This is a genomic window from Mucilaginibacter lappiensis (assembly GCF_050433765.1).
GTDB classification, from domain to species: domain Bacteria; phylum Bacteroidota; class Bacteroidia; order Sphingobacteriales; family Sphingobacteriaceae; genus Mucilaginibacter; species Mucilaginibacter lappiensis_A.
The window spans coordinates 646040-670348 of sequence record NZ_JBNPWP010000002.1; the positions used below are offsets into that span (position 1 = coordinate 646040).

The 24309-nt window shown below is 38.9% G+C and carries 21 protein-coding genes; 4 read left to right on the top strand and 17 right to left on the bottom strand.

All coding sequences use genetic code 11. The annotated features are described in order from the left end of the window. Window positions 1–246 precede the first annotated feature (246 nt). The 4 genes from M2273_RS08165 to M2273_RS08180 all read left to right on the top strand — a co-directional run bounded on the left by M2273_RS08165 (window position 247) and on the right by M2273_RS08180 (window position 6822). Entirely contained in the window at window positions 247–1491 is a 1245-nt protein-coding gene (locus M2273_RS08165) for a sensor histidine kinase (RefSeq protein ID WP_429395220.1), read from the top strand. 10 nt (window positions 1492–1501) lie between these two features. Then, window positions 1502–1942: a response regulator gene (locus M2273_RS08170; RefSeq protein WP_429395222.1), complete on the top strand. Its 441-nt coding sequence runs from the start codon at window positions 1502–1504 to the stop codon at window positions 1940–1942. Window positions 1943–2073: 131 nt separating this feature from the next. After that, window positions 2074–3765, top strand: a complete 1692-nt coding sequence (locus tag M2273_RS08175; protein ID WP_429395225.1) for an ATP-binding protein — start codon at window positions 2074–2076, stop codon at window positions 3763–3765. A 483-nt stretch (window positions 3766–4248) separates the two neighbouring features. Further along, a complete protein-coding gene (locus M2273_RS08180; RefSeq protein ID WP_429395228.1) occupies window positions 4249–6822 on the top strand; it encodes a BamA/TamA family outer membrane protein in 2574 nt (857 codons plus the stop codon). A 91-nt stretch (window positions 6823–6913) separates the two neighbouring features. Here M2273_RS08180 and M2273_RS08185 read toward each other — a convergent pair whose 3' ends face one another. The 17 genes from M2273_RS08185 to M2273_RS08265 form a co-directional block, all read right to left on the bottom strand. Next, window positions 6914–8479 carry a hypothetical protein gene (locus M2273_RS08185; protein ID WP_429395231.1) on the bottom strand — a complete coding sequence of 522 codons (1566 nt, stop codon included), beginning with the start codon at window positions 8477–8479 and terminating at the stop codon, window positions 6914–6916. A 30-nt stretch (window positions 8480–8509) separates the two neighbouring features. After that, window positions 8510–9064: a WcaF family extracellular polysaccharide biosynthesis acetyltransferase gene (locus M2273_RS08190; protein ID WP_429395233.1), complete on the bottom strand. Its 555-nt coding sequence runs from the start codon at window positions 9062–9064 to the stop codon at window positions 8510–8512. Then, on the bottom strand, window positions 9057–9599 hold the full coding sequence (gene xrtY / locus M2273_RS08195; protein ID WP_429395236.1) for an exosortase Y: 543 nt from the start codon (window positions 9597–9599) through the stop codon (window positions 9057–9059). Before xrtY ends, M2273_RS08190 begins: the two co-directional genes overlap by 8 nt. Window positions 9600–9625: 26 nt before the next feature. Beyond that, window positions 9626–10483, bottom strand: a complete 858-nt coding sequence (locus tag M2273_RS08200; protein ID WP_429395239.1) for a glycosyltransferase family 2 protein — start codon at window positions 10481–10483, stop codon at window positions 9626–9628. Beyond that, the gene (locus M2273_RS08205; protein ID WP_429395241.1) at window positions 10483–11103 is read right to left on the bottom strand and encodes a class I SAM-dependent methyltransferase; all 621 of its coding nucleotides are present in this window, start codon (window positions 11101–11103) and stop codon (window positions 10483–10485) included. The genes M2273_RS08200 and M2273_RS08205 overlap by 1 nt, the downstream gene beginning before the upstream one ends. Continuing rightward, window positions 11100–12236: an XrtY-associated glycosyltransferase XYAG1 gene (locus M2273_RS08210; protein WP_429395243.1), complete on the bottom strand. Its 1137-nt coding sequence runs from the start codon at window positions 12234–12236 to the stop codon at window positions 11100–11102. The genes M2273_RS08205 and M2273_RS08210 overlap by 4 nt, the downstream gene beginning before the upstream one ends. Then, window positions 12233–13639, bottom strand: coding sequence for an exosortase Y-associated Wzy-like protein (locus M2273_RS08215; protein ID WP_429395245.1), 1407 nt, complete (start codon window positions 13637–13639; stop codon window positions 12233–12235). Before M2273_RS08215 ends, M2273_RS08210 begins: the two co-directional genes overlap by 4 nt. Next, window positions 13626–14789 (bottom strand): glycosyltransferase family 4 protein, encoded by a 1164-nt coding sequence (locus M2273_RS08220; protein WP_429395247.1) that lies wholly within the window; start codon window positions 14787–14789, stop codon window positions 13626–13628. Before M2273_RS08220 ends, M2273_RS08215 begins: the two co-directional genes overlap by 14 nt. A 13-nt stretch (window positions 14790–14802) precedes the next feature. Then, window positions 14803–16005, bottom strand: a complete 1203-nt coding sequence (locus M2273_RS08225) for a glycosyltransferase (RefSeq protein ID WP_429395249.1) — start codon at window positions 16003–16005, stop codon at window positions 14803–14805. Between the two features lie 64 nt (window positions 16006–16069). Further along, window positions 16070–17302: a glycosyltransferase gene (locus M2273_RS08230; protein ID WP_429395251.1), complete on the bottom strand. Its 1233-nt coding sequence runs from the start codon at window positions 17300–17302 to the stop codon at window positions 16070–16072. Then, window positions 17299–18327 (bottom strand): glycosyltransferase family 4 protein, encoded by a 1029-nt coding sequence (locus tag M2273_RS08235; RefSeq protein WP_429395253.1) that lies wholly within the window; start codon window positions 18325–18327, stop codon window positions 17299–17301. The genes M2273_RS08230 and M2273_RS08235 overlap by 4 nt, the downstream gene beginning before the upstream one ends. After that, a complete protein-coding gene (locus tag M2273_RS08240; RefSeq protein ID WP_429395255.1) occupies window positions 18324–19322 on the bottom strand; it encodes a glycosyltransferase family 2 protein in 999 nt (332 codons plus the stop codon). The genes M2273_RS08235 and M2273_RS08240 overlap by 4 nt, the downstream gene beginning before the upstream one ends. Then, window positions 19323–20282: a glycosyltransferase family 2 protein gene (locus M2273_RS08245; protein ID WP_429395257.1), complete on the bottom strand. Its 960-nt coding sequence runs from the start codon at window positions 20280–20282 to the stop codon at window positions 19323–19325. Beyond that, on the bottom strand, window positions 20261–21193 hold the full coding sequence (locus M2273_RS08250) for a hypothetical protein (RefSeq protein ID WP_429395259.1): 933 nt from the start codon (window positions 21191–21193) through the stop codon (window positions 20261–20263). Before M2273_RS08250 ends, M2273_RS08245 begins: the two co-directional genes overlap by 22 nt. 66 nt (window positions 21194–21259) lie before the next feature. Next, complete coding sequence (locus tag M2273_RS08255) at window positions 21260–22054, bottom strand: hypothetical protein (protein ID WP_429395261.1); 795 nt, start codon at window positions 22052–22054, stop codon at window positions 21260–21262. 122 nt (window positions 22055–22176) lie between these two features. After that, a complete protein-coding gene (locus M2273_RS08260) occupies window positions 22177–23085 on the bottom strand; it encodes a glycosyltransferase (RefSeq protein WP_429395262.1) in 909 nt (302 codons plus the stop codon). Continuing rightward, on the bottom strand, window positions 23085–24299 hold the full coding sequence (locus M2273_RS08265; protein ID WP_429395263.1) for a glycosyltransferase family 4 protein: 1215 nt from the start codon (window positions 24297–24299) through the stop codon (window positions 23085–23087). The genes M2273_RS08260 and M2273_RS08265 overlap by 1 nt, the downstream gene beginning before the upstream one ends. Between the last annotated feature and the right edge of the window lie 10 nt (window positions 24300–24309).

Genomic DNA, 24309 nt, shown 5'->3' on the forward strand with positions numbered 1-24309 from the left:
GGTTGAGCTATTTTTATTACAACGGTGTCAGTAACCAGATCGTCCGTGCCGTGCTTTTACCTCCTTTGGCCGGTTATAATAGAATGATTTATAGACAAGGCAGATACGATCTAAATATAAGTTTATGTGAGTTCACAATATTGTATTAGCTTTATGAACTTCCGCAGATAAGTAAATCCAATCTCTGCAAAAACTTTCCCTTACTTAATCTCAATTTTTAAACACCGTTTTGCAAGTTAAGGATATATGACAAAAAAAGATCCGGGTGAAGATGGCAACAAGGAATCTGGCTTTCAAATTGGAGAAAAGGAAAACCTCACAGCAGAATTAATAATCGCTAATAAAGAACTCGACTATCAAAATGAAGAGAAAGAGAACCGTGCAGCGGAACTGATCATTGCCAATAAAGAATTGCTTTTTCAAAATAAAGAGAAAGGGAACCGTGCAGCAGAACTGATCATAGCCAATAAAGAACTGGCCTTTCAAAATGAAGAAAAAGAAAACCGGGCAGCGGAACTGATCATAGCCAATAAAGAACTGGCTTTTCAAAACGAAGAAAAAGAGAACCGTGCAGCAGAACTGATCATTGCCAATAAAGAACTGGCTTTTCAAAACGAAGAAAAAGAGAACCGTGCAGCGGAACTGATCATTGCCAATAAAGAACTGGCTTTTCAAAACAAGGAAAAGGAAAAAAGGGCCGAAGAGCTGATCATTGCGAACAGGGAACTAAAAAACGCGGAGGACGATATCCGTAAATTGAATGACGAATTAGAACAAAAAGTAATAGAACGCACAGCTCAGCTGGAATCTGTTAACAAAGAGCTTGAGTCGTTTTCCTATTCCGTATCACATGATTTGCGTGCCCCAATCAGGGCCATCAATGGGTATTCAAAAATTTTGGTAGAAGATTATGCTGAAAAATTTGATACCGACGGAACAAAAATCCTTCGTGCCATCATTCACAATTCTAAAAAAATGGGTGAGCTTATTGATGATCTGCTTGCGTTTTCAAAATTGGGAAGAAAACAGGTTGCATTTTCGGATATTGACATGAATGCGCTTGTTAGATTGGTACAAGAGGAATTATTATTTGAAGAAGGCGAGAACATACCGGAGTTTAATGTAAAAATACTGCCTCCCGCTAAGGGAGATAAATCACTGATCAAACAGGTATGGATCAACTTAATTTCCAATGCAATTAAATACTCCAGGTATAAACCTACAACCCGTATAGAGATTAATGCCTATGAGAAGGATAATCTGATTATTTATTACGTAAAAGATGAAGGAGCAGGATTTGATATGCAATATTATGATAAGCTTTTCGGGGTTTTTCAGCGCTTGCATTCACAGGAAGAATTTGAAGGTACAGGCATAGGTTTGGCCATTGTACAAAAAATAGTGCAGCGGCATAATGGAACGGTTTGGGCAGAATCGGTTTTAAACGAAGGAACTTGTTTCTATTTCAGTTTACATAAAATCAAACATTAAATTAAAAAACATGGACTACGATAACGTTGAGATCTTATTTGTGGAAGATAGTGAGGATGATGCTATCCTAACTATTCGCGCGCTTACAAAAAGCGGCTTTACAAACAAACTGCATCATGTTGTAGATGGCGCGGAAGCACTTGATTTTATTTATTGTAAGGGAAACTATACTTTACGGAATGCTAAAGAATTTCCTAAAGTCATTTTATTGGATCTTAAAATGCCAAAGGTATCAGGAACGCAGGTGTTGGAAAAAATAAAGTCAGATCCAGGCACTAAGTCGATACCCGTGGTTATGCTTACTTCATCAAAAGAAGGCCCTGATATAGAAGAATGCTTTGCACTTGGCGCAAACAGTTATATCGTAAAACCAGTTGACAGCGATAATTTTTTTAATGCGATAAAAGAGATTGGATTATACTGGATGATATTGAGCCAGCCACCCCATTGATTTAGCATATCCGCATCCCGATTTATGTTAAAATGAATAGCCGATACCACTTTTTTTTAATAAACGATAGTACGTTATAATCGCCTTACGATAGTAAAAATATATAGTAGGGAAATCAAATAGTACAAATCATGAAAGCCGATCCCAAAATACTTATCCTGGAAGATAATCAGAGCGATGCTGACCTGCTGCTTCGCGAATTGAAAAAATCAGGATTACGTTTTACTTCAGAAATTGTTCAAACCCGCTTAGCGTTTGAACATGCGCTAAAAAATTTCAATCCGGATATTATATTATCTGATTATTCGCTTCCTTCGTTCGATGCCATTACCGCTTTTCGTATCAAGCAAAGTAAATATCCTCACATTCCTTTTATTATAGTTTCTGGAATTATAGGAGAAGAAAATGTTGTTGAGCTGATTAAAAGTGGTGTTACCGACTACGCTTCAAAAAATACGCTGGTCACCCTATCCGCAAAAATTAGCCGGGCGTTAAATGACAGCATTGTAAGGAAAGAAAAAATCATTATTGATGACCAGTTAAAAACACAGGCTGCAGAGCTTATTATTGCTAATAAAGAACTTGTTTTTCAAAACAAAGAGAAAGAAAACCGCGCGGCAGACCTGGTCATTTTATCCGGAAATTTAAAGGTCAGGCAGGAGGAATTAAGTGTAGCGAATGTCTTGCTTATTAAGCAGGAGGAAAAGGTTAAACTAATTAACCACGAGCTTTTACAATTGAACCAGGAGCTGGAAGAACGGGTGACGAGGCGCACCAACGCTTTGGCCGAAAGCGAAAGCCGGTTTCGCAACATGATGGAAACCATCCCTCAAATTGCCTGGACAAATACGATTGATGGTGAGGTTATTTTTTACAACCAAAGATGGTATGATTATACCGGGCTAAATCGCAAAAAAAGTGAATTATGGGGATTTAATACGGTAATTCACCCCGATGATCTGAAAGATAGTTTAAATTGGTTCAGATTGATCAGGAAAACCCGGGATGGGGGCGAATTTCAACTCCGCGGGAAACGTGCAGACGGACTTTACCGCTGGCACCTGATCCGTTTAATGCCCATTAAGAATGAGGACGGGCAAATGCAGCTTTGGGTAGGTACTGCTACAGATATTCAGGAACTGCGCTTGTTACAACAGCAAAAAGATGATTTTATCAGCATAGCCAGCCATGAACTAAAGACCCCGCTTACCAGTTTAAAAGCCTCACTGCAACTTCTGGATAGAATAAAGGATAATCCTACGGCTGCTATGCTGCCTAAACTTATTGTACAGGCAAATAAGAGTTTAGATAAAGTTAATACCCTCATTGAAGACTTGTTAAATGCAAGTAAGGCCAATGAAGGCCAGCTGCACATAAGCCCAAAGCTGTTCGTGCTATCTAAAATAATTGATGAATGTTGCCAGCATGTACGTACAGAGGGGATTTATAAAATCACTACAAAAGGCGACATGAATGTTGAAGTTTACGCTGATGCCACTCGTATTGATCAGGTGGTGATCAATTTTGTTAACAACGCGATAAAATATGCGCCGGAATCAAATGAGATCCGGATCAGCATTGAAACGATAAATAATATGGTTAAAGTATCGGTTATTGATAAAGGCCCGGGTATTCCACCCGAAAAATTACGTTACCTTTTTGACCGTTATTACCGTGTAGATAACAGTGGCAGCAGATATGGCGGTTTAGGGCTTGGTCTGTACATTTGTACGGAAATCATTAAACAACATCACGGACAGATAGGAGTGGACAGTGTATTAGGTAAGGGCAGTACATTTTGGTTTACATTGCCCATTACATAAGGGTTGATATATGCTTATGAAGAATCTTAAGTGACCGGGACAATTTTATGGGTTTAAGTTAAAAATAGTTCAATACTTCGGCCGTCCTTTTTGGGCTGGATATCTTCCGGTTGCATTTTCCAGCACCGCTAATATATAATCGCTTTCGTGTTCTTTCATAGATCTCATTCTGCCGAAGCATGAATACCTGTTTTTTTCGCGATCAAGCAATAAAACATTTAACTATCTGGTTGGTAGATCAATATAAATAATTATCTTGTAAATACAAATGGTAATGCTTCAGATTTTTACCGAGATTTACACCGCAGACTACCCTTACCACATCAAAGGAATTGTCTGCAAATATCATTTTAGCAGGGATTGTACTGATGATCAGTTATATATATCAGAAGTTGGAAAATAAAATAATGGTATACTAACCACCATCTGCCTGTAACTTATAACAGGGTAGTTGACCGGAATGGTATTTAAAACTTAATAGCTATGAAAAAAAAGTTACCAATATTATTGCTGCTTTTGTTTGGAGCGGCGTATAGTTATGCTCAGGAAATAAAGCCATCGTCATGGCAAAAATTTTCGGATAGTACTATTGTTAAAGTGCATCCCTCTTATAATGATGTAAGCGGCGTACACCGCTGGTTTTTTGGCGAAAACTTCCGTAAAGAATGGGCGGCGCCTGTAAAATTACCGGTTATTAAAATATCGCAGGTTAATGGTGGCCTGTTACCTATAAAAGAGGGCGGGGGCCTGCAATCCAAATCATTACGGCTGGAAGATAAAACCGGCAGGGAATGGGTGCTGCGTAGCGTGGAGAAAATACCTGATAAATTATTGCCCGAAGGTTTGCAGGGTACGTTTGCAGTTGATTGGGTAGATGATGAATTTAGCGGCCAGCACCCTTACTCGGCACTGATCGTTCCGCCGTTGGCCGAAGCCGCCGGTGTACCACATGCCAACCCGGTTATAGGTGTTGTGGCAGCCGACCCGGCACTGGGTCAGTATAACAAGCTATTTACCGGTATGATATGCCTGCTGGAAGAGCGCGAACCTACAGGGAAATCTGATAATACACTTAAAGCCAAAGGTGAGTTGATAGAAGACTACGATAACCGGTTTGATGGCGCTGGCTTTTTACGCGCCCGCATGCTTGACCTGCTGATAGGTGACTGGGACAGGCACGAAGACCAATGGCGATGGGCGATTGACAAGGATGGTAAAGCTAAAAACTACCAGGCCGTTCCCCGCGATCGCGACCAGGTGTTTCATGTTAACCAGGGTTTATTTCCATCTATTGCCGCATTACCCTGGATAGACCCGTTATTGGGAAACTTTAAAGGTGATCTCCGGGGCGTAAAATACTCCTTGTTTAAAACAAGATTTATGAAACAATATCCGGATGCTCAAATAAGCTATGACCAGTGGATGAAGATTGCTCATGATTTTGTAAAAGCCGAGACTGATGAAGTACTGGAGGCCGGCCTTAAACGTTTGCCCAAAGCAACATATGATATGCGCCATACAGCACTGCTTGACATATTAAAAAAACGCCGTGATAATATCCCGGCTGCCATGTCGCAATATTATTATTTTATCAATCGGATAGTTGATATTCATACTACTGATAAAAACGAGCAGATCACTATTAGCGATGCCCCTGATAAGGCTATGCGAATTGCTGTTGAGAAACTGAATAAAGATGGGGAGCCCAAAGGCACACTGATGGATATGACCTATCAGCCTGATATTACACAGGAAATAAGATTATACACAGCAGCCGGTAATGATCATGTCATTATTAATAATAGTACATCGCCCATTAAATTACGGATTGTTGACAGTACGGGTAACAAAACTTATGATGTTAAACAATCCAATGGTAAAGTACATGTTTACGGGCCTAAGGATAATACCAGTTTTACAGGCGATGCAGACCGCTTGAGCAAGCATTTGTCAAACGATACACTGAATAATCGTTTTGTACCTACAAACTTGTATAATGTATGGATGCCATTGGCAACAGCCGCATTGAATAAAGACGACGGTTTTTTATTAGGGCTGGGCTTTAAATATACTGGTAAAGATGGTTTTAGAAAACTGCCATACTCCAACGTACAGCAGGTATTGATCACGCATGCTTTTGCTACTGATGCTTTCCGGATAAAATATAACGGTGAGTGGATACAGGCCATAGGCAAGGCCGATTTTACGATGCAGGCTTTTATACAGGCCCCAGACAATACCATGAACTTTTTTGGCAGGGGTAATGCAACACAACTTCTTAGATTTGATGGCTACCGCAGGTATTACCGCACCCGTTTTGATACCTACCAGTTTGACCCTGCATTGCGGTGGCATACCGGCAAGGGGAGTACGCTGAGTGTCGGTCCTTCACTACAGTTTTACCATATGGATTTAGCCGATAATGCAGGCAGGTTCATTAACCAAACATCACTCATCAACTCCTATGATAGTCTTACCTTAAACAAGGATAAAGCCCATGTTGGCTTGCTTGTTAACTATATCAGCAACCAGCGTGATAATAACATTTTACCTAAAAAAGGATTTTATTTTAATGTAGTAATACAGGGGTATAGCGGCCTTAACACGTATTCAAAATCGTATGCGCAGATCAGACCGGAGTTTACGTATTACCAAAAACTTAACTCATCGGGCACTATCGTTCTTTCAGACCGTATTGGCGGTGGGGTAAGTATCGGTAACCCGGCTTTTTATCAGTCAATGTTCCTGGGCGGCCAGGGTAACCTGCTGGGTTATCTTCAAAACCGTTTCGCGGGGCAGCACATGGTGTTTAATAACCTGCAGGGCAGGATAAAGTTAGCCAAGATAGCCAGTTATATATTGCCGGGCGAATTGGGTTTATCCGGCTTTTATGATGCGGGCAGGGTGTGGATAAAAGATGAGCATTCTGATCAATGGCACCAGGGGGTAGGTGGTGGTTTATACTTCTCGCCTGCAAGCCTGACTATTATACAGGTATTAGCCGGACATTCGACTGAGGGCTGGTACCCTTATATATCGCTTAACTTCAGGATCTGATGAGATATATCGGAAAATGGCTGATTAGGGTAACTTATAAGATTTCAATAAAATCGAGGGCTTTGAGCTTTCAGCTTTTTGCTTATAAGAATTATTTAGCCGAGTACAGTACGTAATCATTGCTCAGCATTTCCATCCTGAACCCTTTATAGCCTGGGAAGCACTTACGTATAATGTTTGATTTGGGTCCCATGTAACTTGCCGGCAGCAAAATAAATATTGGTCCGGCATGTCCCTGATGCACATAACTGTCATAATCAATTGCAATGTCGGAGTCGATGGGGTCTAAGGTTATGAAACGGTTATGATTTATCTCCAGGGCCAGATCTGGGCTGATGAATACAAAAAGGGCATTGGTGTTTTTCCTGTCCAGATCCATGATGTAATTTAATGAAGGTTGATCAATAAACATCTGTGACAGACCCGATGTTCCCCTTGCATTTTCTGTTTTATTTTGTTTGTAACCTGCTGCAAAATATTTGAAGCTTAAAAATGCAATGCCAAAGCAAATTAAGCCAAATGCAACCCTATAGAAAGGCCCCCATTTGCTTATTAAATAAACAACGCCCGGCGTTATTAACAGCCCGATAATGCGGAAATGTCTTGCTTCGTATGATATATTGGCCTGCCTTAAAAAGTTATATCCAAAAAAAACTACCGAAACCGAATAAAAAACTACAAGCAGCAAGGTGTATTTCTTATTCGGGAAATAGCGAACAATTTTGATGATCAGTAAAACGCTCAAAACAGCTGATAACAGCAACGTAATTAGTGACCAGAATGGATTAAGTATACTGACGTCATCATGATATATTAAACCATGTAAAATATCATCTACCGAGAGCCCTGCCAATATAGGCGAGGCCAGGGGGAAACTAAAAGTTTCCCAGGTTAATTTGATCCCCATTCCCCCCGATGCCGGGTTTTGACCTTTAGATAAGTAAAAAATATAGATCACCGCCAACGATGCTATAGCCGGTATAGCTATCCAGATCCCTTTTTTTATCCATCCCCAGATATTGAGCTCGCCAGATGATAGTTTTAGCCATAGATAAATACAACCTGCTCCGTACATCCACAAAAAAGATGATTTACAGAAAAAGCCCAGGCATCCTGAAAGCAACAAAAATACAGCAAGTTTCCACCCGGTTTTGTCAATAGTAGCACAACCGTACAGGAACCATCCGGCAAAGCCAAAAATTAAAACCTCGCCGCCATTGTAAAAAACATATGGTATAACAAAGGCTTGCTGGCATGCAATAACCGCTACGCTAACGGAAGCGATGATAGGGGTAAAACCCACCTTCCTAAAAAATGAATAAAAACCGGCCAGTCCCAGCAGGGTAAAAAAAGTAGAAGTAACAGCCGATGCCTGACCTATATTAATACCAAAAAGTGACTGGAAAAAATAAGGAACCAGGTATTGCCCGGGCGACCACCAGGTTAAAAACTCAGCATAGTCTTTTGAAACATCAGATGGATCTGGTTTAATAGCGATGTTGAAACCGCCGCCCATTTGCATTTTCCGCAATACCTGGAAACCCCAGCATGAATCTGGAAAAATAGATGTAGGATATAGGAAAATCATTACACCCATTATAATTACCATTATACCTAAAGCAGCGAGTATAATCTGATGGATGTAAGTTTTTTGCATTGGCACAATATTAATTAAAATTTAGTTAAGCTAAGCGCCCATATTGCGCTCACGGATCTTTACAGCCGGGTTACCCTGGTAAATACTGTAAGGTTCAAGGCTTTTTGTTGCTACAGAACCACTTGTAAGTACGGAGTGACTTGCCAGGGTAATGCCAAGGTTTACTATAGCACCGGCACCTACCCATACCCCGTCTTCCAAAATTAGGCCTTTGGTTATCAGGTTAAAGGTTGTCTTTTTATAATCATGACTGCCGGTAAGCAGTACGGCTCCCTGCGACAGGCATACGTGGGCACCGATTTTGATCATGACCAGGCTATCGATCCACACGTTTTCGCCAACCCAGGTTTGATCGCCGATGCACAGGAACCAGGGATATTTTATGTTGACACAAGGTTTTATAGTTACATTTTTACCAATTTTTGCACCAAACATCCGGAGTAAAAATACCTTAAAACCGCTTGAAGGGACAAGGCTGGTTTTAAAAAAAACAGCATTTAAATAATACCATAAAAATCGTTTTAAAGCATTACCGCCCGGATGAAAAGGATGATTATTATAAGTGGATAGATCGGTTTTATGCATGAGCTTTAATAACCTTGTCGTTATGTTTAACCCAAAAATACAGGCTTATCATAATCAATATATAAAGGGTGATATTAAAAATGGTATGGTGATCAATTATTTGATTATCTTTTTTATTCCAAAATAAGGCAAGCAATACAAACCGGAGTACATTTAAAAATTCGATGGTAATAATGCCGGTTATTAAAAAAATAATCTTAGCCTTTAATGGCTTGGGGTAAGCTATCACAAATGCCGAAAGAAAACTAATAAGCCCAAGTCCCAGGCACGAATAAACCAGGCGAATGGCACCTCGTCCGGCAACCAACAGATCGTATTGATTGGTGATCACAGCATAACCCAGCCAGCTAAGCACTTGCTTACTGCAGATTAATAATAGCGAGCGTAAAGTCTGTATATAATTTAAATGTTCAGCCAAAAATGGGCTATAATGATTTCCGGGACTGGTAATACCAAAAAATAAAATGTTGAAATAATAAAATACGGCAAACAATATGATGAAGGTGGCTATAAATTTTATTACCGGATTTTTCACATTCAATAAATTAATGATACCATGCTTTAATTTTTATGCTGGCGCTGCAATTCATATAGTTTGGCATCAATCAGGAACCTGAACCAAAATCCCTGCAGAAAATGAAATATAAAACCTGTTTTTCCATCTAAAAAACCAAATTTCAGAAAATACCTGATCATAAAATACAGTACCGGCCTTACAAACAGTGGGAATGATTCGTATCTCTTTTTCATATACCGTCTCCGTTCCATCGGGTTGCCAAGCAGCCTGGGTTTAACCAATTGGCTGGTATCATTGTTTGCAAGCTTTTTTTGAGTAAACAAATATTGCGCCTCAAGTGTGGCCCAATGATTATGACGTATAATAAATGTATTGATGGAATCGGTAATAATATCTATGATATCGTTTTTGAGTACCTGTGTTTTACCTGTGACCATAAAATGCTGATCATATAATTTTTCTTCGCAAATGCCACATCCCCTCCTGAACAGGTTAGCATGATAAGTTGGATAGTGGCCCCCATGCCTGATCCATTTATTCATAAACAAAGTTCGGCGGCTTATTAAAAAGCCATTTAATTCAGCAGGTATATCATTGCTAAATAACACATTCAGCTCATTAGCCAGCCCTTCAGTAATACGATGGTCGGCATCCAGGTTAAGTATCCATGCTGCTTCGAGAGGTAAATTTTTGAGAGCCCAGTTTCTTTGGGCTGCATAATTTTCAAATGGATGATTGTAAATATGGGCTGTAAAGTTTTGACATATAGTTAAAGTGTTATCAGTAGAGCCCGAATCGACAATAAATATTTTCGCGTTTAACGCCGACAGGCTTTGCAGGCAGGCCTCAATATTCTTTTCTTCGTTAAAAGTTAAAATTACTACCTCAAGGCTTTCGGACATTACAAATTTGATTTGATGATCATCGATTTCCAGAAGTAGGGTATACGACCGCAACCTTTAAAATCACTTACCTTAAAGCCATGTTCATTCAATATTGCCGATAACGTTTTAACCGACCAAAGTTTAATATGCCCTCCCTGCCATAACGGGCTCATGTGCGTATCCCATTTATTAAATAAACTGATAAACAGGTTTTTTAAATAGCCATGATAAGGCGTTGATAAAATAAGCTGGCCGTTGGTTTCGCTCAATACCGTTTTACAAAGGCCGATGAACGAGTATGGATTATATAGATGTTCTATCACTTCTGTTGAAATGATGGTATCAAAAGGTAAATTGCTTATTTGCTGGGGTAAGCCGCCACTTGCCAGGTCCTGTATAAAAAAACGGCCGGCATTTGTTTTATTGGCTATTGCAATGCCTTGTTCTGAAGCATCAATTCCATAAGCATTAAACCCTTGAGAGATCAGGTAGTTTACAAAATAACCATTACCACAGCCTAAATCAAGTATACAACGGTTGTTAGTTTTGTTAAGCAGCGAAAGAAGTGGTTGCTGCATATAATCAAATGCATGGCAAGGATTGTCATTAGGGTATCCATATTCCTGGTATACTGTCATATTGATATAATTTGCTGATACATGTTCAGGTATTGTTTTGTTAACCGGCTCTCATCAAAATTACTTCGTATGGTTGTGGGAGCTGTATTTCTGATGCGGAGCAGATCGGGCCGCTGATTTGCTATGGTATTTATAGCCCCGCTAATTGACAGCGGGTTGCTTTGGCATATCCAGCCTAAATTATTTTTTTGCACATAACCGGCTAAGCCAACCCCCTCACTTATGAGTACTGCTGTACCTACACTTAAGCTTTCAATAACTGCGTTGCCAAAATTTTCATCGTATGATGGCAGTATGAAAAGATCATGCTGTTGCAGGAGGTCAAATTTGGTTTCGTTAACAAAGCCTGTCCAGGTAATTTTATCACCAATACCAATTTTGACGGCCAATGATCTTAAATCATTAATATAATCATCGGTGCCGGTACCGGCAATAGTAAGATGAAAAGGAATTTTTACAGTGCTAAGGGCATTGAGCAAAATATCGAGGCCTTTTTTTTCTTCAATACGAGAAAAGAAAATTAATTTTAATAGGGAAGATGTGCTGTGATCAACAGAAGGCTGGCAGACAGAAAGTTTTACAAAATTAGGTATATTGGTAATGCTTTTGGGGTTAAGTACATTATTGACCGCTTCATTTTCTCTGTTTGATGTTACATGAAAGTGGCATCGTTTTAATAAGGACTTGTTTAATAACTCATGTATGAGTAATTTGATTTTTCTGTTTTTATTTTGAAATGAATAAGGACTTAAAGTACCCCTGGCCGAAACCATTACAGGAACATGGCGCCATACAGCTATCAGGCAGGATAGCACAGAAACCAAATTCCACCACGCATGGATATGGATGACATCATATTCTTTAGCGGTTTTCCAAACTGTTTTTAACAAGGCAGGCGAAAAGTGAGTGTGATCTTTAGTGATGCGTTTAAAATAAGTGACGGTTACGTTATCAATATTTACGGTATGGTTAGGATTTACATCAAGTTCATCCAGTCCATTAGCCGTTGTGGTGTACATACTAATTTCACAACCGGCCTTTACCAGGTGCTCACATAACATAGATACCGACATGATTGGCCCTCCATAAATAAAGGCTGGTTTATAAGAAGCCGAGATCTGTAAAATTTTCAAATCTTTTGCAAAATGTTTGTCGCGGTAAGTATTTTATGGATGATTAGCATAGTGATATAGCTCCAGAATACCGTATTGATGATAAACTCAAAACTGATGCCCCGCCACATAATTTGAAACAATCCGCTAAAAATAAGCGCAGTTCCTAAAATATATCCACCAAAAAGCCTTTCAGCCTTAAGTGCGATTAGCTGTGCTATTGCGCCATAAGCAAACAGACATAGAAATATGCCTAATGCTCCTCCCGAAAGATAAGCATCAACCACAAATGCGGGTTTGGCAGATACTTTTGATAACCTGTTAACAACCCCGGCGTCATAAACACGCTCCATGATCAGCTCTTCGGTACTGGGCTTGGATGGCCAGAATATCCGTGGAACTATCGCTATTCCGGACTGCTTGAGCAAGGTAAAACCATAATAATCTACTTGTTTTGGGGTAGACTGAACAAACTTGATAAACATATCAATTTCACTTAACCGGTTAATTAAAAAGCCCCAGTTTGAGTCGTCTTCGTCCGAATCCCTGTTTAATGTTGCGTCTAACGCTATTTGTCCGGCTTCACTCGCATCACTATCACCTGACCATGCATTTTGCCGAAAAACGCGGTTATAAGTAGGTAAAAGCATAAATAGTAACAATAACAAGGGAATAAAAGTAAATGCCACTACTTTTTTATAGCTTGGATATAGAAAAATGCCCAGCACAAGTACGCTGATAATAATAGGTTCTTTAAACCCGGAAAGGAGCGACTGGTAAAAATTAAAGCAGTAAAAACCAAGGCATATCAAGGTATTTCCAATTTTCTTAAGCGGAATAGCAAATGCCAGTGCCAATGTGCCTGCGATAAAGCTAAGAGAGTTTAATTGATAATAAAATTGCGATAAACCCGGAATTTTTAAAAAGAAAATTGAAACCGGGAAGCTGACTATAGCAAATAACATTAACAGGTTGGCCAGTTTTTGTGTTTCGATGTGATACTGCTTTTTAACCGGATAATCCATAAAGATCAGGATCCCAAAAACAAGAGCGGCATGTCCTAAACAATAGTAACGCTGGCATTGTGCGGTGAGTAATAACTTTTCATGATCAACCAAAACAAAACTTGTGTGTTTAAAGTTTTCGTACCCCATTACATCCATAAAATAAAATATGGATGTGCAGGCCATATATCCGGCAAAAATTATCTGCACTAAAAAGATAGGCCGCATTAATTGCCCGCCCATGCTCCTGTCGGTAGGTATGGGTTTTATCCAGCCGCTTAAAGAAAGATAGAATATAAGGAATGATCCAAGCCAGGCAATAAAGTATGATAATACAGCATCATTCATTAACAAAAGTGAAAGTGCCCAGGGCAGGAATAATACAATGAACCGCTCTAACGGGGGCTTATTGGCTTGCATGGTTATCCTTTATTTTATTTAAGATAGCGGCCACTTGTTTGCTAAAACTCCATTCGGCTATTTTATTTTTTGCATTAGTTCCTAAGATTTTCAATTGAGATTTATCATTTGTAAGAAGTCTGAGTTTTTCAGTAATATCCGATAAATTTTCCGATTCAAAAATATCGCCTGTAAAACCAGGTATCACCAGGTCAATAGCACAACCAACTTTATCAGATACCAATACAGGTTTACCAGCAGCCATAGCTTCATTTACGGCAAGTCCCCATGTTTCAGCTGGCCCTTTGGAAGGCAGGCAAAAAAGGTCACAAGCCTGGTATACTACAGGCATTAAGGATTGGTTTTGGAAATTAATAAAATGGATATTTTTATGATTGCTGCTTTTGGTTTGTATTGGTGCCTCCATAATACCGTTACCCACAAATAATAAATGAATATTGGGCTTGCCCAAAGCTAAAAAAGCATCTAATAGTAACAGAGGTGATTTTTTTTGCTCCAGTTTACCGGCGAACAATATGAGTACATCGCCAGCCGGAATGCCAATGTTTTGGCGTAGTTTCAAGGCCTCATCGGTTCTGTCGGCAATAAATCTGTCATTGTCAACCGCATGGGGTGCAAAACTTAATTGCTCATCTTTTAGGCCATACTTTTTAAAGTAAGCTTTATTATTGGTACCTACGTAAAGAGCGTGGTCAATATGGCGGTAAACCCATTTCAAAAAAACAGATCTTAATAGCGCTTTAAATCCATTTTGAACATCGAGCAGGGTTGAGTCGCCCCTGAAATAAACAGGTATCCGGGTTTTAAAATAGCGGATAGCCTTCAAATGGCTGTGGTAGGCCCATCCAAAAACCAATAAAGCATCAGGCTGCCAGGTATTGACCCGGGCAATCAATTCGGGGTTAATAATTCCTTTGAAGTGATGCGATCCGGGATCAGTCGAAGTGTTTTTTACCCACTCATAGTCATAGCCTTGCAGCAACGGGATATCCCAATCAATATTTTTTCCGAAACCAGGATCAAATTTTTCTGTTGCTTTTTGACCCCAGGTATAAAATACTATGATGTTGATCTGTTGTGCTTCATTCAACAATTTAAAAACCGGGGCATAATACTGGATGGGATGAGTAGTGATAATGGCTAAACGCATTAATATAGATATATCATTTAACTACCTTATCAAAGAAATGACATTGGTTTATAGTCATTTGTGAGGCCGAATATTTATTTATTGCTTCCTGATTATATTGTTGCGTATTATTATCACCCGAGGATAAACCGGTAAAAAAATCATTAAGATCGGCTTGTTTTATATGGTCATAATCATAAACATGTTTTACTCCATACTCGTTGAGGATTTTTATAGCAGAACTTGCTGCATTAAAAATAGCCAGTAACGGTTTTTTAGTTAACATGTAAGGGTAGATCTTTGATGCGGTATATTTAGGATCATCTGAACCCGGAATAAAGAGTGCATCTGCCTGTTGTAAAGTGAACAGGGTGTGATAATAACTTATCCGATCAGTAATTTCAATCACGTGTTCTTCTACGCCATATTGTTTGGCAAGGGGTAATATGCCTGGTTTTCCCTGACCGGCAGGCGCATAGCTGGTACCGATAAAATATAATTTTAGCCGCTCAAATACCCGTTTATTATCAATTAACCCTTTTTTAAGCGCTTCAAACACAGGTGTTATTGCCTGGTGCATATCAGCGCCGCCCCGGCCTATATAAACTATGTTGATCAATTGGGTATCCAGCAGGTTAGTGAAACTTGCATGGTTTTCCTCAGCAATTTGCATGTCGGGCTCAAATGCACCAAAGGTGATCGTAGCAGCAGGGATATTTTTTATGACAGGATATCTGTTTTTAAGGTCATCAATATAATCAACAGAAACACTTATCAAACCATCGGCATTTTTGATAGCTACTGGTTCCAGGTATTTATTTAAACGATAGGCGAACCAGTATTTTGGTGGGCGTTGCGCCTTTGGTTTATCCATATAATAATCAGAATGCCAGGGGTCCTGCATGTCAATGATGTAGGGTATACCGAATTTTTTTTTCCAATAAGCGCCTAAAATACAAACCGGGAACTGGGTAGTTGAAAAATAAATGAGATCGTATTTTTTAGCCTTTAAAAGTCTGTTTACCTTTTGTTTGTAAAACCACAGGGAGCGTAGCGCAATGCTGCCAAGCCCTAATTTTGAAGTCCAGTTTTTACCAAGAGCCTTAACTTTATGTATCTTAATATTTGAAGGAACGCTTTGCAGTAATAGTGCATCCTTGTTCATATCTGTATAACGTTCATCAACCATCACCGCTTCAGCATTCCAGCCATGATCTGCAAAGTAGGGCAAACTCATTCTTATGCGCTGTATATCTGCAGCATTAACAGGGGGGAAGTAGGGGGATATGATGAGGATACGCTTATTGAACATTATTTAAGGTTTGCTCAACTATATTCCGAAATATTTTGCTTTCGGTTTCCCAGTTTAATGTAGTTTGCCCAAGACCATAATTAAGTTCACGGATTCGATACAAACTTTCAGGGTTTTCTGCATATTGGTTAATGCAGTTTGCCATTGATTGAACTTCATTTTTATGGTATAAATTCCCTGAATCAGGGTACTGTTCCAGGAAGAGCTCCTGCGCTTGAGTATCACTTGCAATGACGGCCAGACCAGCCTGTACATATGTAAAAATTTTGTTGGTAAGGCAAATATCCCGGTTAAGGCTTGATGCTGTTTCAGTAGCCATGCCGATATCAAACCGGGCAGCCAGTTTAATAACGTCACCGGCCGCAATTGGTCTATGAAAATATATTTGATTTTCATGAATACCGTTGTCTTTTGCTGATTTCAGTATATGCTGTTTATCTGCCGGTAAACAACTACCTAACAGGTGTAATTCTGTTGGTTTGCTGATAAGTGACATGGCCGCTATTATTATTTCAAGTCCTCTGTCACCGCCAACAGTTTGTGAGAACCAAAAAAGTTTCAAGGGTCGGTCCGTTTTATAATTGAGGTTCAGCGTTAGCTTTGTTTTTGGAAAAACATTATTAATAACTACCGGATTTAAACAGGAGTACATGTTTTGGTAGTTTTTGGCAATAAGCGGACTTGCTGCTGTAAAATAATCAGTTTGCGCAAAATACTTTTCCTCAATGTATTTATTAAGCAGGTACATTCCATCCTTATTGGAAACAAACTGACCAGAATGCATATCCTCCGCATCATAACCTACTTTGGCATTATTGTACCTTGCAGCTATTACCGCTGCCGGCAGGGCACCAAGATTGTGGGCTATATACAGGTCTGTTTTTATTTTTTTGGCTAAGTGCAATGCTTCGGCGTGTGTACGGCTAATAGCATTTTCAGGTACCCCCAAGGCTTTCGTAAATCCAAAAAGCAGTGAGCATATTTTTTGGCGAATACGGGTTTTAAAATAGGCTGCCCTATGTACCTCCGGATCGCCTCCGCAATAAATATAGACATTTTTGTTTCTGCTGATGATCTCCTGGTCAAATTTTTGCGCCCAGGACTGGTAGAAACAGCATATTACTTTTACCCTGTAGCCAAGCCCTATTAAAGTTTCGGCTTCTTTAACCAGCCTCGGATTGGTAGTGGGCTGCCCGGTTGTTATAAAAGTAATATTCTTCAATATTTGTTTAATGCATTCATATAAAGCTGTTCATACTGGGCCGCCAGTAACACGGAGTTGAATTTCTCCTCTGCAACCTTACGGCAGTTATTCCTGTCAATGATATCAATATTACGAACAGCTGCTGCCATTTCGTCAACGGTATTGCATATAAAACCAGTGGTTCCGTTGGTTACAACTTCGGGAACGGCGCCCCTGTTAAAACCAATTACAGGAGTACCGCAGGCAAAGGCTTCGGCCATAACTATACCAAATGGTTCATCCCAGGTAACGGGCATCAGTAAAGCAATGGCGTTTCTTAATAATTCGTTTTTTTGGATATTATTTACGGGCCCAATATACCTTATTTGGTCTTGGTCAATAAGTGGTTTTACTTCTTCATTAAAATATTGCTGGTGGATATTTTCGGCAGGTATATTACCTGCAATAATTAGCTTCTGGTTGGTTTTGATTGCTGTTTGTATGGCAATGGCAGTACCTTTTTCACGCTGTATTCTTCCTAAAAATACCAGTGGAGCATCTGCGGAAATATCGTTATTAAACAGGTAATCATTTATATCAATGCCATTATAAATGGTGGTAACCTTACTTATCGTGTTAATTTGCCTGGCGATATAATTACTGCATGCCGTAAACTGAAGTGAATTTTTGCCGGAAATTTTAACTGCCTTTTTTACCTGTGATACGGTAGGGGGAAGCTGGTAGGAAACTATTTTAGGCAGCTTGCCCAGCATCAGCAAACCTATATTACTCATACGGCCAAAAGTATGCACAATATCATAATTGCCAAAAGCAATGGCAGATGTTAACAGATTGATCTTTATCATATCCATTAAGCCATAATTTTCAGACTCGCGGTAGCCAATAAGTTTACAGCCGGGTTTAGAATTTTTATTGGCATATAGTGTAATTTCATGTCCTTTCTTGCTGAGCTCCTGTACCAACATGTAAACAATCCGCTCTATGCCCCCATATTGCTCCGGCGGAACAGGTATCAACGGATTTACTATCATAGCGATCTTCAAGCCTGGCCTTTATTAGATTCCTGATACCTTAAACGGGTTTTTTTAAGTAAAAAACTATAGGTTTCGTTTTGTGTTTTCAGATAATTTTTAATGTAGTTCAACCTGTAACCATGTTTGACCAGCCATTTGGTAATTGCAAACCAGTCGTTAATCTTAAAATATTTATAAAGCGATCTGTTTTTGATTATTAAAAAATTAGCAAGGAAAAAATTTGCCAACGGGTTTGGCTCTTGCGTTCGATAATAATCCAGACTATCTATAAATGTTTTTTGTGGGTCATAGGAAGCCTGAACGAAACTGGCAAGCAGCATTGCCTGAGTTGCGATCCAGATGTAGGGATCATTGGTGCGATTTGTATTGATGGTGATAGCAAAATTGGCAAGCGGTTTATTATTTAAAAGTATTGGATGTTCAAAGGAACGCTCACGAACCAGTTCAATGGCATTAAAGAACACTTTCTCGGGAACTACATAGTTACAGGCTGTCTTACTTCTGAACATCATTGCGCCGTTTGAATGTAATGCGCTCATTGCCTGTTTGTTTTCTGGCCATTTAAAGGCATAAACACCCTTGTTTTGCGGCCAGATAGTTTTTCCGGTGTTTTTCCATTCATTACCAGGCATTTCCTCCCATAAATTCATGTTGCTCCAAGCAATATTAACAGCAGGGTTATTATCCATCAAATAGACCATTTCCAGCAAAAAATCAGGCTGCCACCAGTTATCATCTTCAAGAATACTTGCATATTGTTCTTCACAAACTGCAAAAGTAAGATTGAAGCTGGCAACAGCACCAATGTTTAGGTCGTGATTTTTAACAATAAACCTGGGATCATTTAATGATCTGATATAGCTTTCAGGGAAGTGATCATCGGGGCTGTCATTATGAATCTCGCATACCCAATCAGGGAAACTCTGGTCAAGCAGGCTTTGAATAGCTCTGGACAGCAAATGGTTTCTTTTGTAGGTGAGGACGTAAATTCTACAGCGAGCCAATTAAGTTATATGCTTAAATGAATATTTAAGTTGTTGGGTTGCTTTCCACCCAATTATCCGCACTAACAATTTCGTATACCCACCTGCTGGAAAAGGAATACCGGAGCCGCCCAACTCTTTTACTTTAGATTTCGCCTTATTGATTATGCTTCTGTGTGTAGGATAAAAAGTATATACAAGACGTTGAAAACAGTCTGCAGCGATTTTTTTGACAAGATTGCTATTTTCGTATCTTAAAAGATATTGAGTTCCCAGGTCAATTGCATTGTAAGCAGACTCCGCTCCTGTTTTTGATGCGGTGGCTGATAAAGAAGATGCTAAACCGCTCCTATAATACAGGGTAGCTCTTTCTGCTAATTTAAGTTCATCTGCGCAAAGCAATACTCTTATAATAAATTCAAAATCATTAATAAGGGAAAGTTTTTCATTCCACAATCCTGAACGGTCAAGTATTTCCCGGGGAATAAGCCATAAAGCACATTGAAGCATGACCTGTTTATCAGTCATTGATGCAATGAGCCAATCTGCCGGCTTCATGTCCCTTAATATAACATCCTCGGCTATAGTAAAAGTTGCCAGGTCATCCTTATAAAATCTTCCCCATGATGCATGAGCGATGATTTTTTTTTCTCCATTGATTTTTGATACCTGCTCTTTAATAAAATCGGGTGAGATTATATCGTCAGCATCCATAAATTTAATCAGGTCTCCCTGTGACAACCTGAATGCTTTATTAGCCGCGGCGCACTGGCCTTTATTTTCCTGATGATGTTTTTTTACTCTAATATCGGATATTTTTTCAAGCTCAAGGGCCGTGTTGTCCGTTGAGCCATCATTAATAACAATAACCTCCCAGTTTTGATACGACTGATTAATTATGGAGTTTAAAGCTTCGGTGATGTATTTCCCAGCATTATAAGCGGGCATGCAAATAGATACTAATGGATAACCTTTTTCCATTCGGAAGTAAAATAGGATTTCTTTGCTTTGAAAATGTAATGTCTGACAATTTGCGTAACCGTTAAATCAGACTTATTTTCATAAATTATGGCATATAGCTTTTTGTCAAGTGCTTCGGCATCTTGTTTGAATAACAAATAGCTCATTAAGGTTTGTTCCACCTGCGCAGGTCCGGCATTGGGATACTCGTTTAACAATAATTTCGCTTTATCCTCTAAATCGGCATAGTCTACCTTATCACTGTCGTAAGCAATAATACCACCATTTACAAAGCTTATGCATGGGATATGATATTTATCTTTTAATGTATCTTCATTATCAACAAAATATGAGTTATCCAATTGCTCTTTCATATAGATAGATTTTTTATGTGTATAAGCATCTATAAGTTGTGCAGGATAGTTAAAAAAGATCATGTCACTATCTAAGTGAACAGACCAGGACGGCCGTGAATGAATATTAATTAAGCGCTTAAAAAATGGATGCCATCCCTGGAGGTATCTTAATGTAGGATATTTTTCTTTAGGAAGAAAATGGTTGAGATGTGCACTTACCTGGTTATCAGAAATAAATATAACACCTTGAATGATTTTTTCTATCGATGCTTTATGTCCGTTATCAAGTGTTCCATCGGAATAGATGTTTATTCTAACACGTCCCAGTAAAATATTGGCAAGAGAATAAGCACAAAACAAAGTCTGGTGCCAATATTTAGCACCGGTGAGGTAACTTACCTCCAATATAAAATCAGCCGTTAATTTAACAGGTGTAAGGTTTGTGGCAGCTTTTTCCATTCGTTTTTCCCCCTGATAAATTTTATGCCAACCTAACAGCCCAAAATGCTTTAGATTGTACCTGATAGGTAGGGTAGGTTCAAAAATAAGCTTATAAATTAGTGGGCCTATTCTCATAAATTGGTGATAAACAATGACGATTTAACATAATAGATGTTTTAAATACGTTCCTTTTATAAGTGCTCAACTTAACACTTTCTTCCATGCCTTTGTGTAGTAGATTTTTTTTGAAAGATCAACGTAATGATGCAGAACAGGTGTGCTATCGTTAATAGTTACCGGATTTACCTTGTATAGATCTGCGTTTAAAATAATTGAATTTTTATTTCCGATAAGCATGGCTGTCAGCGCCTGCTCCAGGTAATAAGAGGCTCCTTCTTTTTCTTCAAGTGTTTTTATCCAGTTTTCAAGTTTTATCCAGTCAATATCTGCACTTTTTTGACCGATAATCCCAACATTTAGTAGATCAGGTATAGGGTTGCCGCTAAGTTCCTGCATAAGTTGTTTTGAATATCCATAACTCTCCGTACAGTCTAACATATATACAGGTTGTGTCGGGTTTTTATGCCAGCTTATAACTTCCATGGGTTTTTTCCAGAATAACATATCCGAGTCCATGACCAGTTTCCAATTATCGCCGGGAATCGTATGGATATCTGTTAACTTTTTCAGATGAGGGTATATTTTCCTTTTTTGTCGCAAACAGGGATAGGTACTTTCTGGTAAATATTTATCCAGGTTATTAGCAATGTCTTTTTTTGTAACTATTTTAGAGCCAGGTAGTTGTTTTTCAATCTGTGCAATCATAGCCTTGTCAAAACTACCGTCATCAACCAGAATAAATTTAAATTTTTCGGAAGCAACTTTTGTAAGCGAATGGATACAGAACAAAGTTTGATAAAGATAATTTTTACCTGTTAAAAAATGAACAGGTAAGCCATCGTCATAATTTTGAACTGGTGTTAAATTTTGCGACATCTTAGCCATTTGCCTGCGTCCCCTCATCATTGCCTGATAGCTAAAATACCCGCCGAAGCGTTTGTAGCTGTTTAGCTTGGATTTTGGGTATCTGTAAAATGTATTTATTACCTGTTGAAACACTATTTAACCATCCCCTCAAACATGCCGCATGCACCATGCCATTTGATTAAGTTTACCTCGTTTTTCCATGGTTTATAGCTGAAGTACGCCTTTAGTTTTCTAAATGCTAAGGTCCGCTTACTGATGTTATCCCATGGATTGATGTTATGTTTTTCAAGCAATTGAACCCAAGACTTATTGGTGTTGCGAATTAACTTTGAAAGATAATCTACCTTCATTCTTTCTTCCGGGATGATATGCCAAAGCACTAACTCCGGAAAATAGCCTGCTTGCCAGCCTGATTTTAAGATTTCCACTACAATCTCGTTATCTCCCCCCGACATTAATGAGGTCGCGGTACGGTCTGCTATAATATTTTGTCCTGAAGTGATGCTGTTGACGTATGATTGCAAAGCCACCTTTCTAATAACCATACCAGCGCCTATCGGCGCCGCTGTAGGATAATTTTTTGCCCATCGGTTAATGACTTCTTTATCTCCCAAATCCCTTAATGCGAGATTTATGTAAAACTCTTTTAACCAATGGGGTGGCGTGCACTCAAATTCGGGCAAGGATTTACCGCCTGCACAACCTAATTGTGGATGCGCCGTAAAGGTATTTAAAGCAATTTGGAGATAATTAGCCTCCAAAATATTATCATCATCGACCATTATAATAATATCTCCCTTAGCTTCATTAAAGCCTTTTATCCGCGCATACGTTAGCCCCTGATGATATTCTTTTACGATTTTTAAATTTGGAAAACCGCTTAGATCAAGTTGGTGTTGAAAGCTGTTTGTGGAATTATTATCAATGATTATTATTTCCCATAATGAAATATGCAGTGATTGATGCCTAAGCGCATTTAATACGCTACTAAACTTATTTAAATCGGGATTGTAGGTAGGTATAATTAAAGAAATGAGCATCAATTATAGCTATTAATGATTTCCTGATAATAGATGGCAGAACTAATGGCTAACTGTTTAGCTGTGAATTTAGCTTCAACTGTTTTTCTGGCGTTTAAACCCATGGTTTTTCTGGCATGCACGTTTGCTATTAATACCATGAGCTTGTTGGCCAGGCTTACTACATCACCTGTATCTGCAAACAGACCATTGTAACCATCTTCAATTACATCTGTAACGCCACCAACTCTGAAACCAATAACGGGTTTGCCGTAACTCATTGCCTCTATGTATATCAACCCAAATGATTCGTAGCGGGATGGGGCAACAAAAATATCACATGTGGCATATGCTGCCCTGGTTTCTGTCTGGCTTAAAGAACCATAAAATATTACCTTTTCAATGATATCCGTCTGATGCTGAACCTGAAAGGATTTCTCGTAAAAGAGCTCATTATCAGATCCTATTAGCTTAAAAATTATGTTGGTATATTGCTTTAAGACAATGGGAATAGCATTTAACAGCAAGTCAATACCTTTTCGATATTCAAACCGACCAACAAATAATATTGTTGTAGTGTTAGAATTATTGGGTTGATGGGAAGGTAATAAAGGCAAAGGGAGCCCGTGCGGAATGACGGTAAAACGGTCGGCTTTAATACTATAGGTCCGTTCCATTTCCAGTGCATGGTGTTGGGCATGGGTAATAAGGTAACGACTCTTCCTGATCATGGCGATTTCTATTTTACCCAGTTTGTTCAAAAGCCGGGATTTAAAGGGGTAAAACTCATCCGCTATTTGCAAAAAAGTGGTACTTACCCGTATTGAAACAGGGATTTTTGGTTTTTTTAAAAAAAGATTTAAATAACATAACGAGTAATAGTTAGTTGTTTCAATAACGTCAATCTTATACTCTTTAATAATTTTATCCAGTCTTTTAAATGTTATCAGCATACATTTTAATTGGAGCAAAAAACTGCGTACTGCCCATTTATGACCCAAAAACTTATTGGTTTTTTTTGACAAACGTACCGGAAAAGTAAGCTGGGTTATTTGCGGATGATGCTGTTTTTTTCGAATAGGATCATTTTCACCATAAGATGGCCTTATATGAATGACAACCACATAATGACCTTCATCTATCAAGGCATTTGCAAGAGTAAAAAAATGGTTCGCTATACCACTGCTCATAGTTTGTTCATCCGGATAGTAGGGTGTAAGCAGACCGACGATCATTTGATTATTT